The following is a 17,354-nucleotide window of genomic DNA, read 5'->3' on the forward strand; positions in this document are numbered from 1 at the left end:
GGATTGTATTTCGTATAACTTACCTTTCAAGTCCATATTCCAAAAGAAATATTAATACCACTGCCATCGATGAAATATTTAATTCATTGATACCGGCATTTATTTTCCATTCAGTTTTTATTTTACTGATAAACTTATGGAGCCACACCGTTGATTTCCAGTTTGTTTTTAACTTATTAATAGGGAACAATACTGCGAAGAACATCAACCAATTAAACGTCTACATCGGCCCGTTCCTGATTTATATGTTGCTCAATATTGCCGTAAATTTTGTAGCTGCCTACTTTTTCAGAGGCTATGTATTAAAAACGCGGCTTTATAAAAAATATCCTTTTTTAGGCATCTATAACAAATGGTATTACATTTTAAAACCGCTCGCTTCGGAAGAAGAAAAAATATCGGTATGGCTGGATATATTGGTTGAAACCAAACACGAGAGTATTATTTACAGGGGATTTTTAACAGATTTCTGGCTTGATAAAGATGGCAGCATTAAAGAGCTGCATATGGAAGACGTAAGGCGTAGGGTGCTTGCGAAAGACACACAGGAATTTGAAACAACTTTACAGGAAATAGTACAAACAACAGATGTAGCAGGAATAGCTGATAATGATACACGGCAAACAGACGAAGAATTCGTTTTTCAGCCAAAATCTGCCGCAATGGTGGATGAACGATATTATTATATCCCGGGCGAATTATTCATCATTAAGTACGATGATGTAAAGAATATGAATATAACTTACTTCGAGGAACAGATTTACACAATCCCTTTGATAGAGCAGGAAAATAAAGGATAAGCCTTCGTTCTACAAATTCAAATAATTCATGAACGAATCGAACCTGTCTTTGGCGTTATCGTTATGGTCGGTGAAGTTGAAGGTAGCTTTAACATCGTAGCCATAGCGCAGGAAGGTGGCCAGGATGTTGGAAATATCCTGCTTATTTACTTTCAGCGTAACTTCCATACGGGTACTATCCGGGAAAGTACGGGTATAGGAGCTTAGTATCTGGGCATTGTCTGACTCCACCACTTGCGACATGTGGGCCAGCGAGTTGTTCTTATTGCTTATCTCCAGCACAATGATACCGCCTGGCTCGCTTACAGCGGTAAGCTTGGCAAAGTACTCGTTCATGGTGTTGATGGAGATCAGCCCTACATAATCTTTCTTGATATCCAGTACAGGAACCACGCTCAGGTCGCGCTCGTAAAACAGGCGGATAACATCATAGATATGCTGCTCTTCCAGCACGTAGGGGTTCACCAGCGAAAGGGCTAGCGCACCTATAGGCGTGTTGTAATCAGGCTCTTCAATCAGGTCATCTTCAGATACCAGGCCCAAAAACTGCTCTTCGTTTACAATTGGCAGGTGGCGCACGCGGAACTCCGCCATACGGTCGAACACCTTCTGAATACTATCAGAAGTATTGACAGGAGGAATCGCGTCAGCAACAAGCTCAATTGCAAGCATATTTCATTGTTTTAATTTATCTAAAAACACCGTTAGGTATTTATTGAATTCCTCCGGATGCTCCATCATGGGTGCGTGCCCGCATTTATCTATCCAGTATAAATGCGAGTTGGGCAGCAGCTCGTTAAACTCAAGGGCAACCTCGGGCGGCGTAATTTTATCGTCTCTACCCCATATTAACGCAACAGGCATGGTTATCTTGCGCAGGTCGTCTTTCATATTATGGCGGATGGCCGATTTTGCCATGGCCAGTATGCGTATTACCTTGGCGCGGTCGTTAATATTGGCGTAAACCTCGTCAACCATCTCCTTTGTAGCTACGGCAGGGTCGTAAAATGTATATTCTACTTTACTTTTCACAAACTCATAGTTCTCGCGCCGAGGGAACGAACCGCCGAAAGCATTCTCGTACAAACCCGAGCTACCCGTTAAAACAAGGGCCTTTACATACCCGGGATGAGATAAAACGTATATCAAACCAACATGCCCGCCAAGGGAATTGCCAAGCATGGTTATTCTCGTGAGCTTTTTGAACCTGATAAATTTATGCACGAATTTAGAAAGTGCTTTTACACCGGTAGTTAAAATCGGCATATCGTAGATAGGCAAAATAGGGATGATAACTCTGTAGTGCGGACTGAACTCCTCTATCACCTTCTCCCAGTTGCTCAACGCACCCATAAGGCCGTGCAACAGCAACAGCGGCTCGCCTTCGCCATGTTCTACGTATGTAAATCCCTTTTCTTCTTTCAGTACAAAATTCATAATTCCTGCTTAAAATGTGGCTTTAAACCCGTGCAGACCGTTTTTCATTTCAGTCTGAAAAGCTGTAAATACCACCGTAAATTTAGTTTATTAGGGTTTACCTGCAACAATTTTAAGAATTAAATTATCCTAACAGTTGTTTAACAACTTCAGACACCGTTTTGCCATCGGCCTGGCCGGCAAGCTCTTTATTGGCAACGCCCATTACCCGGCCCATGTCTTTTACAGAGGTTACGCCCAGGCGACCAATTACCTCTTGTATGTACCCTTCAATCTCAAAACGCGTCATTTGCTGGGGCAGATATGGCTCTATCACATACATCTCTGCCATCTCCACTTCGTACAGGTCTTGGCGGTTTTGAGCCTTGTAAATATCTGCCGATTCTTTACGTTGCTTGATTAGTTTTTGAAGCACTTTTATCTCGGCTTCCTTGGTTAATTCTTCGGCAGCGCCTTTTTCGGTTTTAGCCAGCAGCAAAGCCGATTTAATGGCACGCAGCCCCCGTAAACGATCTGGCTGTTTAGCTAGCATCGCTTGCTTGATATCCTGGTCTATTTGTGTAATGAGTGACATATGTTAATTGTGAATGAGTGAGTTATTGAATGAGTGATTTTTATTTCGGAATTCGGATGTTCGATTTCGGATTTATTTTTTTCGGATGTCGGATTTACTTTCTCTCATTTGCACATTTGCACATCTGAAATTTGCAAATCCATTTTTCATCTGCGCATCTGAAATCTGCACATCTACCCTACCCCCTATATATATTAGTTGCCGTTGCCTGTGCGGTTGGCATAATAACAATATCGTTGATATTTACATGGGCCGGGCGCGATGCCACAAACCAGATGGTTTCGGCGATATCCTGCGCCACCAGCGGCTCAAACCCATCGTACACTTTTTTGGCGCGTTCTTTATCGCCTTTAAATCGCACTTCGCTAAACTCGGTTTCTACTGCGCCGGGGTGTACTGCCGTTACCTTAATGCCGTGGTTCAGCAAATCCAGCCGCATGCCTTTATTTAAAGCATCTACAGCGTGCTTGGTAGCGCAATATACATTGCCATTAGGGTAAACTTCTTTACCCGCTATCGAACCCAGGTTGATGATATGCCCAAAGCCGTTATCAATCATCCAGTTGCTTACCACGCGACTTACGTACAGCAGGCCCTTAATATTGGTATCAATCATGGTTTCCCAATCATCGTAGTTGCCTTTATCGATGGGGTCGAGCCCCTGACTAAGGCCTGCGTTGTTAACCAATACGTCTACCTGTTTCCATTCTTCGGGCAAGCCCTGCAGGTTTTCTATCACCTGCTCCTTGTTGCGTACATCGAAGCAGGAAATAGCCACCTCCACGTTATATTTCTCGTTCAGCAAAAGTGCCAGACGCTCTAAACGCTGCATGCGGCGGCCCGTAAGTATCAGGTTATAACCCTCGCGGGCAAACGTATGTGCGCAAGCTTCACCTATCCCGGCGGTTGCCCCTGTAATTAATGCAATCTTTGCCATAGGTTATGTAACTATCCGCAGCGAAATTATGTTTTATTTTTGGATAAGATGTCTGAATCAGAATTTTCAAAATTTTAGAATGAACAGAATGCACGCGCAAAACGCAACCAATCGGCAAGTCATTTGCCCGTCAAGCTACTATTCTGAAAATTCCTTAATTCTGATTCAGACTATTCGAAATACAAACTAAACATTATCGTATGCAATGATAGCTTGCTGATGGGGGCCGAAAATGGGTGATTCTCGGGTACTAATAAGTTGCCGAAGGTGTTGGTTACTTTGATCTCCGGCGATAGCTTGAAATATTCGAAGTAAATATCAAAACCGAAACCAGCCTCGTAAGAAGAATAACTTTTGCTATTTCTTACGATTCGCTCAATCGGAGCGGTATTATCGCCATCTTTTTTGTTTCCTATGGAGCTGGAAAACTTTACGCCCCCAAGCAGGTAAGCGCGCAGGTTGCCTACCCTATCAGACTTCAACTTAAGCGATAGCGGAAAATCGACCGTGGTGGTTTGGATGGGCTTATCTATAGGGTCGGCAGTATTCTTAAAGGTGTAGCGCAACTTACGATCTGCAAATATAAGGGCAGGTGTGCTGCGTATCTCCAGGTGATCGGTAATACGGTAGCGGGCAATGAAGCCTACCGCAAAACCCGGTGTTGTTTTAGAACTAATGCTGGTAAGCGAATCGGTAACGTAGGCTTGGGCATCCGCATCATAAAAAGGCGCACGCCAGTTGGGTTGCTTTACTATCTTAAAATCGCTGCCGACGTAAGAAAAACTGAACCCCGCGCTGAAGTCGTTTTGGTCGGCCCCGCCACCCCATGCCGGCGAAAACTGTTGCGCACGCAGCAGGTTGCTGCAACACAAAAGTACCAGTAAGGCGGTTAGGTAGCGGTTTATCATTTAATACCTGTGTAGATGGAACAGATACCAAACGCTAAAGGGCGGCATTTGGTATTTTTGAAACCTGCTTTTCCCATCATATCGGTAAAGGACTTACCATCGGGAAAAGCAGCTACAGATTCGGGGAGGTAAGTATATGCGCGCGCATCCTTGCTAAAAAGCTTGCCTATGCCCGGCGTAACATAATTAAAATAAAATGCATACAGCTGTTTTATGGGGAATGCTTTGGGTTTAGAAAATTCCAGTACTACAGCTTTACCACCCGGTTTAAGCACCCGTTGAATATCGGCCAGGCCGTCGCCCAGGTTTTCGAAATTGCGTACGCCGTAAGCCACGGTAACTGCATCAAACTCGTTTGCCTCAAATGGCAGTTTTTCCGAATCGCCCAGTTTTACTTCGAATTTATCAGACAGGTTGCGTTTCAGGATTTTCTGATCGGCAATATCCAGCATACCTCGCGAAATATCCACACCGATTATTTTTTTAGGCTTGAGGATAGAAAGCGCCTCAAAGGCAAAATCTCCGGTACCGGTAGCTACATCCAAAATCAGCTGTGGTTTATCGGCTTTCAGTTCATTAATAGCTTTTTTGCGCCAGATAATATCGATACCCAACGACATGAAGTGATTCAGGAAATCGTAGGTTTTTGAGATGTTGTTAAACATATCGGCCACCTGCTCTTTTTTGGTGCCCTGCTGATCGTGGTACGGAGTTACGGTTTTGCTCATATTAATTAAGGGCAAAGATAGGTTCTTTGCTCGGCTTTTTTCTATACCGACGGATTTGAAAACCATCGCTATACTTGAATTTACATTACCTTAACTATTTTGTGGCTAGCGGTTGCTCTCTATTAAAGATTCGATTACAAACAATTATTTCATTATGCGGTTTACGGCCCAGGTAAACTGCGTGCTATTCACGCAACCCACCATCCCAATATTAGCCTAAAAAGGCTAATTAAGGCATGATTAGCCCTTTTAGGCTAATGTAACAAAACAATTATCCAGCCAGGATAGCTTTAAACTATTTAAATAAATTTATACCTTTCGCCTTCCATATCTAAACACACAAAACCATACTTATCGTTCCAATCATGAAAGAAAACAACGAAGCATCGCGCAGAGGGTTCCTTAAAAAACTGGCCACTACCGCAGCGGCGGCCACTGTTGGCAGCAATTTAATAGCAGCCGAAAATATTGGCAGCTTTCATTACCTAAAACAGCAATACAACCGCATCGGCGCTAACGACCAGGTGAACATTGCGCTTATCGGTGCCGGAGGCATGGGTACTTCAGATACCCAAACAGCCCTGCAAGTGCCAGGCGTGAAGCTGGTTGCCGTATGCGATTTATATGATGGCCGCCTTGCCGATGCTAAGAAAAAATGGGGTGCCGATATTTTCACTACCAAAATCTATAAAGAAATACTGAACCGCAAAGACGTTGATGCCGTTATTATTGCCACGCCCGATCATTGGCACCAACAAATTTCAGTAGATGCCATGCACGCCGGTAAGCACGTTTACTGCGAAAAACCGATGGTACACTCCGTAATGGAAGGCCCTGCGGTAATAAAAGCACAGCAGGAAACCGGCAAGGTTTTCCAGGTAGGTAGCCAGGGGGTGTCGTCGCTTGGGAACGAGAAAGCCAAAGAGCTTTTAAAAAGCGGTGCCATTGGCGAACTGAACTACGCTGAAGGCTTTTGGGCACGCCGTGGCGCTGTAGAAGTTTGGCAATACCCCATCCCTGACGATGCGTCTACCCAAACCGTTGATTGGGAAACATATGTAAGCAACACCCAAAAACGCCCGTTCGATAGCAAAAGGTTCTTCCGCTGGAGAAATTATACTGATTATGGCACCGGCATGGCTGGCGATTTATTCGTACACCTGTTCAGCAGCCTGCACTTCATCACCGGCTCTATGGGCCCTAATAAAATCTACGCATCGGGCGGTTTACGCTACTGGAACGATGGCCGCGAAGTGCCTGACGTTTTGCTGGGCACATTTGATTATGCCAAGGCTGCGGCCCACCCGGCGTTTAACCTAAGTTTACGCTGCAACTTTGTGGATGGCACCAGCGGCACCACCTACTTAAAATTGGTAGGCAGCGAAGGATCGATGGATATTACCTGGGATAGCGTTACCCTTAAACGCAACAAAACCATTGATAATACCGACCCATTCTACATCGAAAAAATGAAGGCCATGGGCCAAACAACCAGCGGACGCAAAATGATGCTCCCGCCCGAGCAAATTACTTACGATGCCGAAAAAGGCTACCTGGGCGGCCCTTACGACCACATGAATAATTTCATTAACGCTATACGTACCAATGGCAAAGTTGCCGAAGATGCCATTTTTGGCTACCGTGCGGCTGCTCCTGCCCTGCTTTGCAACGATAGCTACTTTAAAAACGCCCCAATGTTTTGGGATCCCGAGAAAATGAAAATGATAAAAGCATAACTAATACCGAATGAAACACCCAATAACAATACTCAGCATAGCCGCCGCACTTACCTGCGCGATAGGCGCGCAAACCTATGCATCAAAAGTTGACCACCCGAAGCCGGTAAAGAAATATGTTGTAAAGAAAGCACCCTGGGTTAGTCTCTTTAATGGCAAGGATTTAACAGGCTGGCACGCCTTCAACAAAACCGTACCACCGCAAAACTGGCAGATTGAGGATGGCGCACTGGTTTGCCTCGGTGCGGTAAAAGGCACCGATACCGGCGGCGATATTGTGAGCGATAAACAATACGCTAATTTTGAGCTGGCCTGGGAATGGAAGATAGATAAAGGTAGCAATAGCGGCGTGCTTTATCACGTACAGGAAGGCCCTGGCTTTACCGCCACTTATTTAACCGGACCCGAGTACCAGATAATAGATGATATTAACTGGGTGCCCGATATTTTAGAAGAGTGGCAAAAAACCGGTGCCGATTATGCCATGACCATCCCTAACGGCAACAAGAAACTGATGCCTGTTGGCGAGTGGAACACCAGCCGCATCATTTTCAACAAAGGCCATGTAGAGCATTGGTTAAATGGCAAAAAAATACTGGAATTTACTGCCTGGAGCCCCGAATGGGAAAAGAAAAAAGCCGAAGGCAAATGGAAGGACCATCCTGAATACGGTTTGGCCAAACTAGGCCACATTGCCCTGCAGGATCATGGGCATAAAGCTTATTTTAAGAATATCCGGGTAAGAGAGCTATAATAATTAGCCTATGAATAAGAAAAGCAGGGCTTGCGGTACGATGTGCCGATAGCCCTGCTTTTTGTTTATAAGCCAAAGGCACTACGCTCCGGGGCCGGTACACCGCCAATCAGGTTTATTGATGAACCATCAGCCGATATTGATAACTCGTCGATTGATAACTGCCTTTCGTATCAAACAGCCTATCGCCAACACGTATTTGTCGACTACCGCACCCCTTTCGTCTAAAACTTTTGCCCGGCGCTTTGGGTAATAACATCTTTGCGGCATAAACACAGTCGCAATGCTCCGCCAAAAAGATTTCACCATCATCCTTATCCGCCTTTTACTGGGCTATATATTTTTATCTGCCGGTTTGTGTAAGCTCACCCACGGACATTTTGGGCAAATTATAGGCCCGCCCCTATTGGAAGATACTTTGGCCAAATATGGGCTTGGCTTATTTGCCCGGATAGTGGCAATTACGCAGGTGGTTTGCGGTACATTGTTGTTATCGCAGCGCTTTAGCACCATTGGGGCGGTTATGCTGCTGCCTATGAACCTATCCATACTGGCGGTAACCATTTCTATGCATTGGGTGGGCACACCCTACGTAAACGGTTTCTTCATCGTGCTCAATATCGCCCTGCTGCTGTACGACTGGCATAAACTAAAAGTACTCATTAACCCGGTTTTGTCTGCCGAAGCAAGGCCAACGGCTTTAGATGCATATAATCAAAACGTCTTCAATATTGCGGGAACTACTTTTGCAGTGGCTGCCCTTGTTGCTTCGCGCTTCAGCGTTGCCTTTACCAACGTATTTGCCATAGCGGCATTTGCGGCTATGGGCTACAGTGTAATACAGGTAAAAGCCATCACCAAAATGCAGGCCCTGGTAGTTGCCCTGGTCATTTTAAACATGATTATTATTACCCTTGCAAGTTTGTTGGGCACGATTGCCCAGAAGTTGGTACTGTTCAATACCCTGTTGATTTTTGCGCTCTTTGCGGCATCGTTCATCAAGTTACCCAAGCGGAAAATTTTACCAGTAGCGCAATAGCCTATAACCAAAAAGGGAGCGCAACAGAATGCGCTAATCTTTTTGATTGGTGTTTATATCATGCCGCTGTTGTCAATAAGCCTAACGATATCGAGACAATCACTAATTGTTTGTAGGTTTTTTCAAACCCATTGAAGAAAGAACATCGTCTTTTAATTTAACCGCAGCTTTCTTTTTTATTGTCTCAACTTCACTTTTATCGAAAATTGTCAGAAGCAGTATCTCAGTTCCTCCTTCCGTTTGGCGGAGTAGGTAGTACATTACTCTAAATCCACCGCTTTTTCCCTTTCCTTTGCTGGGATCGCTCCATCTAACTTTATAAATACCTTCTCCATAAGGCTCCCCTAAATGAGGGTTCTCTATCAAAGCCGATTCAAGCGAAAGAACACTTTCTTTTAAAGTTTTATACTTTTTGGCTAAGGGTTTCAAGCTTTTCTTGAACTCGGGCGAGTAATAGACTGAATTACTCATCCCACAACTCGTCGAAGCTTAGTGGCTTAAGTTTGCCTTCCCGGATAAGCCGGGCTTCCTTTAAACTCTGGTTGAGCGATACCTGCTCCTCTTTAGATAGTTCGCTGGAATCGGCAATAATAACGCCGCCCTTGCTTTTTATCAATTGCGACAGCTCTGCAGCTTTTGCGTCGGAAATATCAATTGTTAGGGTTGTCATTTATATCGTGGTATAATCAAATATAACAAAAAAGCGTACCACTTTGCAATAGCACGCTTTCTTGGTTAATAAAACTTTGGTGGTGGGATTAAATTCGTATCCTGCCGTTGGTGCCAGTAAGGGTATATCGGCGCAAGTGCGCTGGCGGCATCCAGTTTCTTCACCTGCTCGGTAGTAAGGTTCCAGCCTACTGCCGCAAGGTTTTGTTTTAATTGCTCCTCGTTGCGGGCACCTATAATGATGTTTGCCACCGTTGGGCGCTGCAACAGCCAGTTAATAGCTACTTGCGCAACAGATTTGCCAACTTCTTCGGCTACTTCATCCAAGGCATCAACAATATTGTAAAGGCGTTCAAAATCGGTTTCGGGGCCGTGGCTACCGCCCTGGCTTCGGCGGTTATCTTTAGGGATGGGCTGCCCGCGCCTGAATTTGCCACCCAACTGACCCGAAGCCAATGGGCTCCAAACGATGGTGCCTACGTTTTGGTCGATACCAAGCGGCATCAGTTCCCATTCAAATTCACGGTCTAATATCGAGTAATAAGCCTGGTGGGCTACATATTTAGCCCAGCCATAACGCTCTGATGTTGAAAGGGATTTCATCAGGTGCCATCCCGAAAAATTCGAGCAGGCAATATAACGTATCTTGCCGCTGCTGATAAGGTCGTCCAGTGCGTGCAGGGTTTCTTCAACCGGCGTGTTGCCGTCAAAGCCGTGCATGTGGTAAATATCAATGTGATCGGTTTGCAGGCGGCGCAGGCTATTTTCTACGGAGCGGATGAGATGGTAGCGCGACGAGCCGTAGTTGGGGTCATCGCCCATTTTAAACGTTGCCTTAGTAGATAACAGCACCTCATTGCGGATACCCAGCAGCGCTTTGCCCAATATCTCTTCGGCTACACCGCCCGAATATACGTCGGCAGTATCAAAAAAGTTTACGCCAGCGTCCATACACAGGTGTACCAGCTTCTTTGCATCATCGAGTTGGGTTTCGCCCCAGGCTTTAAAAAATTCGCCGGCACCGCCAAAAGTAGCAGTACCAAAACTAAGCACGGGAACTTTAAGGCCCGAGCCACCTAATTGTCTGTATTCCATAAGTAAAAGTAAGTTTTTTCATTACCAGCAGAAATACCTCCGCCATATTTCAAATCTCGGTTATATGGTTTAGACTTTGTATCACGGCAATAACATAATTGTCATTTTGCTCAGGCACGGGCTTTCCTCCGGCCGACCACAAATAATTGCCGGCCTTTAAACCAACAGGCCTTGCAGGCGGGTTTTAAAAAATGAAATAGCGATGTAACCCGGGCAATGATAAACCTGCGTACCCCAGTTTCGGTGTGCACATTCAGCTGCACCACAATCACAGCCAGCATAAGCAGCACCAGCGAATAAAACGCCAAATTTTGTAACGCGCTGCCAACGCTTAAGTGCTGCAATTGTGACACCTGCAATTTGGGAAACATGATGATAGATGTTTATAAATGGTTTTGCCAACCGGTAACCGGCCCGACAATTCAAATCTGGAACAAAGCTAATTAATTAAAAGTTAATTCAAAACTTTAAGGGATGTTTTTGTCGTATTTTTTTTAAGTATTGCTTAATAATCCGTTGACTTAGCAGTTCAAGAAGCAGTCAGAATCACGTATCAATAAAGTTTAGGTTAATTTCTTCTCCAGGCAAACAAAGCGCATGCCAGGCCTGAAAGCAAGGCCAATTTCGCCGGCAAATATGTATCCTAGCTTTACAAAAAGCTTCTGCGCGGCTTTATTTTCTTTGTTGGTATCTATACGCAGCAGGGGGATTCCACGTCGGTCGGCCTCGTATTCTGCTTGCATTAGTAATGATTCGGCAATGCCCAGCCCGCGATAATACGGACTCACCACCAGGCGATGGGTGACGATAGCGGGTTGGCTAATATCTAGCCCGGCCTGCTCATACTCTGGGTATTGCTCGGTAGTGATGGCGGATGCGCCTGCTACCCGGCCATCAATATCCGCAACCCACAACTGGTTCAACGCTACATCTCCTTCAAAAGCTTCGGGGTTTGGGTAGGAATCATTCCATTGAAAGTTGCCTGCGGCCTGCATTAAAGGCACGGCCTCTTTCACGATGGACATGATAGCGGGGATATCGGCAAGCGTAGCGCGGCGGATGTTCATTTCGGTTAATTAATTTAAAATCAAGAGGTTAATTGTCTCCTTTGCAGTAGCCCAGGCAAAACATGCGGATGTGCCTAAACCGCTCATTCACTGTCTTATCCAAAGGCTTTAAATATCCGCTATCGATAAGCAGGGTGCTACCTAAAGCTGGTGCAGGCTGCCCATGCCATTTTAGTTTGAGGGTATCTCCATTTTTATCCCAGGCACCCAATTTCCAATTGCTGTAAAAGAAAACGCCGGTGGAGTGCATCTCAAAGGTATGATCGTTTCTAAAACTTATCAACGATTGGCCCTGTGATCCTTGGTAGCAAGCCCGAAATCCGACCGGACTCAAACCCTGCTCCCATTCACCTACAGGTGCAAATAACACTATCAGATAAACCGCTACCGGATAAAAATAGCCTAAATTGAGGTTGGCTCTATTTTTTACAATTGATATAATCTGCTTAATCAAGCCTACAATAATCATTATCACTATTAGGCATATGGATATGACAGCACCCACAATGCATCCCCAAGGCATGTATCTGTCGATATAACCATCATAATATACCAATAAGGCAAACCCTAAGCTTAGTGCTAAAGTTCTTATTAATTTGCTCTTATTTGATAGATGGTTTGCCATTTTGATTTAGGAATGGGATTATACAGAAAAGCTCGTCTGACACAGCTACAAATCTTTAGCGCGCACATCTTTAATGGTTATGCTTTTTATGAATATCCTTCACGAGGCATAGCTTCTTTATTTCATCCAGGCGGATAGGGAACGGCGCATACTTTAGGCGGTTGCCGATCATCTCGGTAGTGTTATCAGAGTGAGCTATAACCTCCTCTGGGTTATCGCTGGCGAGGAGGCGTTTATACATGCGATAATCGCCCCATTCTATGTAATATACCTCACCCGGCAGTATTTTTCGGTCGCTGATAATTTTGAGGGCCACCCAGCAGCCGTTCTCCAGGTATGGGTACATGGAATGCCCCCAAACCGGCAGCGCGAAATCACATTCCTCAATACCAGGGAAGTTCATCCGCCCCACGGGCAGCGCATCGTTTATATCGTTGTAAACCTCTACGCCAGATGCTGTGGCTATGATATCATACATGGGGATACCCTCACCCGTCCGCACATATACAGGTTTATCCGTATTTTTTGTCCCGCCCAGCAAATCTCTGTATTTTTCTTTAAATATCTTCAATTTCTCTGGATCAATATTCTGACGGCTCTTGATTATCTCGGTAATGCTGCTGGCATTGTTAAAACCGAGCACATCGGCAAGCTCGCTATTGTTATTAAACGCTTTCCCGCGTAACTGATTATACAGAATAATAAACTCCAGTGTCTCGGGTCGTACGGTTTTTATTTTACCATGCCTCGCTTGCTCTTCCATGCCGAAAATTATTTTTATTTATTTCTTGATTTAAATAAAGATTATTCTTTATATTTGTAATGCAATTACAAGATAAAGGTACTTATAAAATCCTCCCGAACAAAATTAAAATCAAGAACATAAAGAAACAACCCAACCTTATGCACATAGCTCATAGCGCCTTCCGCAACAAAACCAAAGCCGGCCACGCCCAACTAAGCACCCCCGAAATGCAACAGCGCATAGCAGCCTACCATGCCACTTGCAAGAAGTACAAACAGGAAATAGCTGCCATACAAAAGTACCTCCCCGGCTGGATGCCCGCCTTTGACGCAGCACTAAGCCGATAACAGATAAATGATCCATTGAACTTTTAAACCAATACAAAATGAAACTAACCCAAAAACTAAAAGACGAATTGTGGTGGATGATTATATCCGTAGACTATAATTATAGCCGTATCAGCATTGCCGACCACGACCTGGGCGATGAAGTACTCACCCTGTGGCTGGAAGACAAACACGATTTCAAAAACAGCCTGGATGAATGCCTGCAATTAGACATCCCCCTAAAACAATTCGCCAAACTAATAAAGGCCGAAAACCTGAACAGCTACGAAGGCAGCCGAGTACACCCCAACAAGCAATACGTTTATAAAACCCGTATAGAGATAAACGCGCCTATAAAATGGTACCGCGAAGATGCTGCTCCAATAGAACAAACCTGGGCCCGCGAAGCCATGCTGAAGAGCATACTCACCCAATTGGTAGAAACCGAAACCGTGGGTCAAAACATGTAGAAAATATGCCAATCAGCATTAAATTCATTTTAATTCTATTGTCTGTTATGATTGCTGCATCCAGCAGAGGCAACGGCGGCGGTCCCTTGAATCAGGAATCCAACAAGCTTTGTAAAAAGGGCCGACGGATTAGATTATTGCAGCCCCGATTACGTTAGCAACGCATTGGCAAATAAGCACAGGCCCAAAAAAAGCAGGAATAGCAAGATAAATGATTTCATAAGCATGGTATAGATTGATGATACAAAGCTTGTGAAACCCAGGCAGCAGGGCAACCGTGTTTTAACGGTAATTGAACGAGAATTTGACGGGGAGCGATTAGATGTGCAGATTTCAGATATGCAGATCCAAAAAGCGATCCGCTGGTGATTTGGCGCTCAGGCCTAGGCAATGATATGCCCAGCGTTAATTCCCCCGCTTTTCGGGTGCAGCCATTGGTGCAACTTCAACCAGTTCTTCGGTTTCGGCAATGGCTTCTTCGGGTTTGCTTTGGTAGTTGAGCTTACGGAAACGCCACAGGGCAAAGGCTGGCTCCTGGAAACGGTTGATCAACTTAAAAAATTTGGGGAAATTGTGAACTTCATCGAGCAACAGGCCCGGTACAATACCATTATTATCGAGTATTTCGCGAATGGTGTATTCTTTGCCTTTGGTAATCCAGATCTCGAAATCGCGACGGATTTCTTCGTTCTTATCAGCGTCTATCTTATCATCAATGCAAATTACTTTATCACCCGGCTTCATGCAGCAAAGTTATTGATTTTTTTGATCACACCGATGAAAGATTGATTTCACCGATTAACACTGATTGCATGTCTGCCACTGCGAATTGCCGCTACTACTTTTTTGCACGCATTCCGGCTAACGCTTCTTTAAAATCGCTATAATAAGAATCTATCGTTTTGGTTTTTATTGCTGGCCACTCGCTTTCTGGTAAGCTTAAGGGCTTCTCTTTCCCTTTGGCCGTTGAAGCGTTAGTAAAAGCATCCATCCCGCTTAAATTAAGCCAGCGTTGGTCGTACTCCTCATTGTTGTCTTTAACAAATGCCACAACCCTACCAATTATATTTTCTAAGGTGTCGAGATTTTTAAAAGCATAAGTATTTATTTCCGGTCCAAAAGTAGCATTAACTTGCGCTACAGGCCCGGATGTACTTTTGTCGGTACAACGATTAAAATCGTAACGGGTGCGTAACTGTGCAACATAAAACCAAAAAAAGGCCTCATCTTTTCTATCAAGTTTAAAGAGCACCGCAGATAAAGCATATAAAACAACCGGATTATGTTTATTGGGTTCGGCAATTATTAAGGCAATTAATTTTGCTCGCTTGGATTTTTTTGCATTAGTCAATTCCAATACTAAATTATTATCGCCCTCAACCTTTATTTCTTTATATACGCCTGTTGGCTCAACAATATGATCATTTACCTGTGCTTTTAACACGGTGGTAAAACAAACGTATAATATAATGGCGGCGATATTTTTCTTCATATGTTATCTAATGTAAATATTACCTGTTTCTTGCCCGCCTACTGCAAACTCAACTCCCTGCCGGCATGGCAACATAAAAAGCAGTCCCTTCGCCAGGGCTGCTTTCCAGCCAAATGCGCCCGCCTTGCAACTCGGTAAATTCTTTGCATAGCAGCAACCCCAATCCTACGCCTTTTTCATTATTAGTGCCAAAGGTAGCCCCGGCCCGTAACGAGAAGAGCTCGGCCTGCTTCTCCGGCGTGATACCGATGCCGGTGTCGCGGATGATGAGCCAGCACTCGCCGTCGATCTGTTCTGCTTTAAAGACTATCTCGCCTCCGTTGTGGGTGAATTTGATAGCATTATTGATGAGGTTGCGTATCACCAGTTGCAGCATATCGTTGTCGGCTACAATCTTAATATCCCAATCCAAATCGGCACTAAGTGTTATTTCCTTTTTTAGGGCTATAGCGCGTTCCAGTTCGAGGGTATTAAACAATGTACTGCGCAGTGTAACATAACCCAGCTTTACGTTTACGCCATCCATCTGGCCCTTACTCCATAACAATAGTGTGCTCAGCATCTCGTTGGTGCGGCGCGTAACCTTAAGCAGATCGCCCTCAACCATACGGCGCTCTTCCGTATCAAGTCCGTATTCGGTAACCAACTCCAAATAATTCTGGATATTACTGAGCGGCGAGCGCAGATCATGCGCAATGATAGATAGCAACTTGTTACGTTCCTGGTTTATACGTTCCAGTTCGTGGTTCTGGCGCATAATCTGCTCGTTCTTGCGCTCTATAGAAGTGGCCCTATCGCCGGACGACCGCTTTTCGTGGTCGTAATTTCGACGCAGGTACGTAATTGTGTAATATATTACGATAACCACTACAACGTACGCCGAGGTCATATCCAGGAAGCGGCTCCATGCATTATTGTAGGTATAGGGCACTAACTGAGGGTGCAAATACTCCAAAATATTAAGGGCCAGCACAAGCAACACGTTAAGCGTTAGCCAAAAACGTTGCTGCTTTTTAGGGAGGATACAAAGCTGTAGTAGTATGCAGAGCGCCATAAAAAACTCGGATGGCCCAAGCGTGCCCGAGTTGTAGAAGAAATTGCCTGTGAACAACAAATTACTCACCAGCGTGAATATGATAACGGCTGGCCTGGGCTTGTTGCCATACCGCGACAGGTAGTAAACAAACAAGCATATTAATAGCGTCGCCATACACAGAAATGCTATGAGCGGCAGGCCTATCAAAAAATTAAAAGGCACGTTGTAACTAAGAGATACTACGGCTAGTATACAAACAGAATGGAATATCCTAACCTCCAGCGGAAACTTTGCCGTGGAGCCGGTAATCCTTATCCAAAGCTTATTTAATTTTCCTAAGAGGCTCAACGTTCATCAATATTTAGGTAACACAAGGTTACGGGTAATAAAAGGGGGAATAACGCTACTTTTAGACTTTAGGTCGTAAATATAAGCTAAGCATATACAATTACACTATGAACAAAACAGGTTTATTACCGCAAAGCGACGATACTGACCTGATTACCTGCAACAATTGTTATTATTGGGAAAAACGTAAACTTGTCGAGGCAAATAACCTCTCCTCCAACTATATCCGGGAAGCTTTGGGCAAGATATAGGAAGGCCCTGGTTTGTAATCGGTGCATATTATTGAAGCTTTGTTACCAAATATAACATGCATTTTGCAAATTATACAGCAAGATTCAATATTCAGGTAGTTCTACTTGGTTTTTTGCCGGGCCGATGTGCTAATAAGCTTATTCCATTGGTCAACAACAGCCAATCTCCGCAAAAATGCGGACTTTAAAAACCTTATAGAATAAGGCGCTTGGGTATTGCTAATAATTTTAGTATATTTAAGCTGTAGATACCAAATACGCTAAAATTATGTTTCAAGGATTAAATATACTGGAGTTTACTGAGAAATTCTCAACTG

The 17,354-nt window shown here is 44.4% G+C and carries 23 protein-coding genes; 7 read left to right on the forward strand and 16 right to left on the reverse strand.

Annotated elements, in window-relative coordinates:
• Window positions 1-86 precede the first annotated feature (86 nt).
• Window positions 87-800: a hypothetical protein gene (locus tag E2R66_RS26045; protein ID WP_133236428.1), complete on the forward strand. Its 714-nt coding sequence runs from the start codon at window positions 87-89 to the stop codon at window positions 798-800.
• Between the two features lie 9 nt (window positions 801-809).
• Here E2R66_RS26045 and E2R66_RS26050 read toward each other — a convergent pair whose 3' ends face one another.
• The 6 genes from E2R66_RS26050 to ubiE form a co-directional block, all read right to left on the reverse strand.
• Complete coding sequence (locus E2R66_RS26050) at window positions 810-1,472, reverse strand: CBS domain-containing protein (protein WP_133236426.1); 663 nt, start codon at window positions 1,470-1,472, stop codon at window positions 810-812.
• A gap of 3 nt (window positions 1,473-1,475) precedes the next feature.
• Window positions 1,476-2,237, reverse strand: a complete 762-nt coding sequence (locus E2R66_RS26055) for an alpha/beta fold hydrolase (protein ID WP_133236424.1) — start codon at window positions 2,235-2,237, stop codon at window positions 1,476-1,478.
• Between the two features lie 124 nt (window positions 2,238-2,361).
• Window positions 2,362-2,811 carry a GatB/YqeY domain-containing protein gene (locus E2R66_RS26060; protein WP_133236422.1) on the reverse strand — a complete coding sequence of 150 codons (450 nt, stop codon included), beginning with the start codon at window positions 2,809-2,811 and terminating at the stop codon, window positions 2,362-2,364.
• Window positions 2,812-2,989: 178 nt separating this feature from the next.
• The gene (locus E2R66_RS26065) at window positions 2,990-3,748 is read right to left on the reverse strand and encodes an SDR family oxidoreductase (protein WP_133236420.1); all 759 of its coding nucleotides are present in this window, start codon (window positions 3,746-3,748) and stop codon (window positions 2,990-2,992) included.
• A gap of 170 nt (window positions 3,749-3,918) precedes the next feature.
• Window positions 3,919-4,656, reverse strand: a complete 738-nt coding sequence (gene porT / locus E2R66_RS26070) for a type IX secretion/gliding motility protein PorT/SprT (RefSeq protein ID WP_133236418.1) — start codon at window positions 4,654-4,656, stop codon at window positions 3,919-3,921.
• Window positions 4,653-5,384, reverse strand: coding sequence for a bifunctional demethylmenaquinone methyltransferase/2-methoxy-6-polyprenyl-1,4-benzoquinol methylase UbiE (gene ubiE / locus E2R66_RS26075; RefSeq protein WP_133236416.1), 732 nt, complete (start codon window positions 5,382-5,384; stop codon window positions 4,653-4,655). The genes porT and ubiE overlap by 4 nt, the downstream gene beginning before the upstream one ends.
• Window positions 5,385-5,749: 365 nt before the next feature.
• Between ubiE and E2R66_RS26080 the strand changes: the two genes are divergently transcribed.
• The 3 genes from E2R66_RS26080 (at window position 5,750) to E2R66_RS26090 (ending at window position 8,913) form a co-directional block, all read left to right on the forward strand.
• Complete coding sequence (locus E2R66_RS26080) at window positions 5,750-7,120, forward strand: Gfo/Idh/MocA family protein (RefSeq protein ID WP_133236414.1); 1,371 nt, start codon at window positions 5,750-5,752, stop codon at window positions 7,118-7,120.
• Between the two features lie 10 nt (window positions 7,121-7,130).
• Complete coding sequence (locus E2R66_RS26085) at window positions 7,131-7,874, forward strand: 3-keto-disaccharide hydrolase (RefSeq protein WP_133236412.1); 744 nt, start codon at window positions 7,131-7,133, stop codon at window positions 7,872-7,874.
• 283 nt (window positions 7,875-8,157) lie between these two features.
• On the forward strand, window positions 8,158-8,913 hold the full coding sequence (locus tag E2R66_RS26090) for a DoxX family membrane protein (protein ID WP_133236410.1): 756 nt from the start codon (window positions 8,158-8,160) through the stop codon (window positions 8,911-8,913).
• A gap of 102 nt (window positions 8,914-9,015) precedes the next feature.
• Here E2R66_RS26090 and E2R66_RS26095 read toward each other — a convergent pair whose 3' ends face one another.
• The 7 genes from E2R66_RS26095 to E2R66_RS26125 form a co-directional block, all read right to left on the reverse strand.
• Complete coding sequence (locus E2R66_RS26095; protein ID WP_192902011.1) at window positions 9,016-9,342, reverse strand: addiction module toxin RelE; 327 nt, start codon at window positions 9,340-9,342, stop codon at window positions 9,016-9,018.
• 34 nt (window positions 9,343-9,376) lie between these two features.
• Complete coding sequence (locus tag E2R66_RS26100; protein ID WP_133236408.1) at window positions 9,377-9,583, reverse strand: hypothetical protein; 207 nt, start codon at window positions 9,581-9,583, stop codon at window positions 9,377-9,379.
• A 65-nt stretch (window positions 9,584-9,648) separates the two neighbouring features.
• On the reverse strand, window positions 9,649-10,677 hold the full coding sequence (locus tag E2R66_RS26105; RefSeq protein WP_133236406.1) for an aldo/keto reductase: 1,029 nt from the start codon (window positions 10,675-10,677) through the stop codon (window positions 9,649-9,651).
• A 156-nt stretch (window positions 10,678-10,833) separates the two neighbouring features.
• Entirely contained in the window at window positions 10,834-11,079 is a 246-nt protein-coding gene (locus E2R66_RS26110) for a hypothetical protein (RefSeq protein ID WP_133236404.1), read from the reverse strand.
• Window positions 11,080-11,240: 161 nt separating this feature from the next.
• Window positions 11,241-11,744 (reverse strand): GNAT family N-acetyltransferase, encoded by a 504-nt coding sequence (locus E2R66_RS26115; protein WP_133236402.1) that lies wholly within the window; start codon window positions 11,742-11,744, stop codon window positions 11,241-11,243.
• Between the two features lie 28 nt (window positions 11,745-11,772).
• Complete coding sequence (locus E2R66_RS26120) at window positions 11,773-12,369, reverse strand: hypothetical protein (protein ID WP_133236400.1); 597 nt, start codon at window positions 12,367-12,369, stop codon at window positions 11,773-11,775.
• A gap of 70 nt (window positions 12,370-12,439) precedes the next feature.
• On the reverse strand, window positions 12,440-13,132 hold the full coding sequence (locus E2R66_RS26125; protein ID WP_133236397.1) for a S24 family peptidase: 693 nt from the start codon (window positions 13,130-13,132) through the stop codon (window positions 12,440-12,442).
• Between the two features lie 140 nt (window positions 13,133-13,272).
• Between E2R66_RS26125 and E2R66_RS26130 the strand changes: the two genes are divergently transcribed.
• Window positions 13,273-13,461, forward strand: a complete 189-nt coding sequence (locus E2R66_RS26130) for a hypothetical protein (RefSeq protein WP_133236395.1) — start codon at window positions 13,273-13,275, stop codon at window positions 13,459-13,461.
• 38 nt (window positions 13,462-13,499) lie between these two features.
• Window positions 13,500-13,910, forward strand: a complete 411-nt coding sequence (locus tag E2R66_RS26135) for a hypothetical protein (RefSeq protein ID WP_133236393.1) — start codon at window positions 13,500-13,502, stop codon at window positions 13,908-13,910.
• A gap of 405 nt (window positions 13,911-14,315) precedes the next feature.
• On the opposite strand, the gene E2R66_RS26140 is transcribed toward E2R66_RS26135, so the two are convergent.
• From E2R66_RS26140 to E2R66_RS26150, 3 genes are all read right to left on the reverse strand, one after another.
• On the reverse strand, window positions 14,316-14,654 hold the full coding sequence (locus tag E2R66_RS26140; RefSeq protein ID WP_133236391.1) for a hypothetical protein: 339 nt from the start codon (window positions 14,652-14,654) through the stop codon (window positions 14,316-14,318).
• A gap of 94 nt (window positions 14,655-14,748) precedes the next feature.
• A complete protein-coding gene (locus E2R66_RS26145) occupies window positions 14,749-15,402 on the reverse strand; it encodes a hypothetical protein (protein WP_133236389.1) in 654 nt (217 codons plus the stop codon).
• 49 nt (window positions 15,403-15,451) lie between these two features.
• Window positions 15,452-16,612, reverse strand: a complete 1,161-nt coding sequence (locus tag E2R66_RS26150) for a sensor histidine kinase (protein WP_240049537.1) — start codon at window positions 16,610-16,612, stop codon at window positions 15,452-15,454.
• 281 nt (window positions 16,613-16,893) lie between these two features.
• On the opposite strand from E2R66_RS26150, the gene E2R66_RS28570 reads away from it, so the two are divergent.
• On the forward strand, window positions 16,894-17,037 hold the full coding sequence (locus E2R66_RS28570) for a hypothetical protein (RefSeq protein WP_158288507.1): 144 nt from the start codon (window positions 16,894-16,896) through the stop codon (window positions 17,035-17,037).
• The last annotated feature ends 317 nt before the right edge of the window (window positions 17,038-17,354 follow it).

Source organism: Mucilaginibacter psychrotolerans, from assembly GCF_004519315.1.
Taxonomy (GTDB): domain Bacteria; phylum Bacteroidota; class Bacteroidia; order Sphingobacteriales; family Sphingobacteriaceae; genus Mucilaginibacter; species Mucilaginibacter psychrotolerans.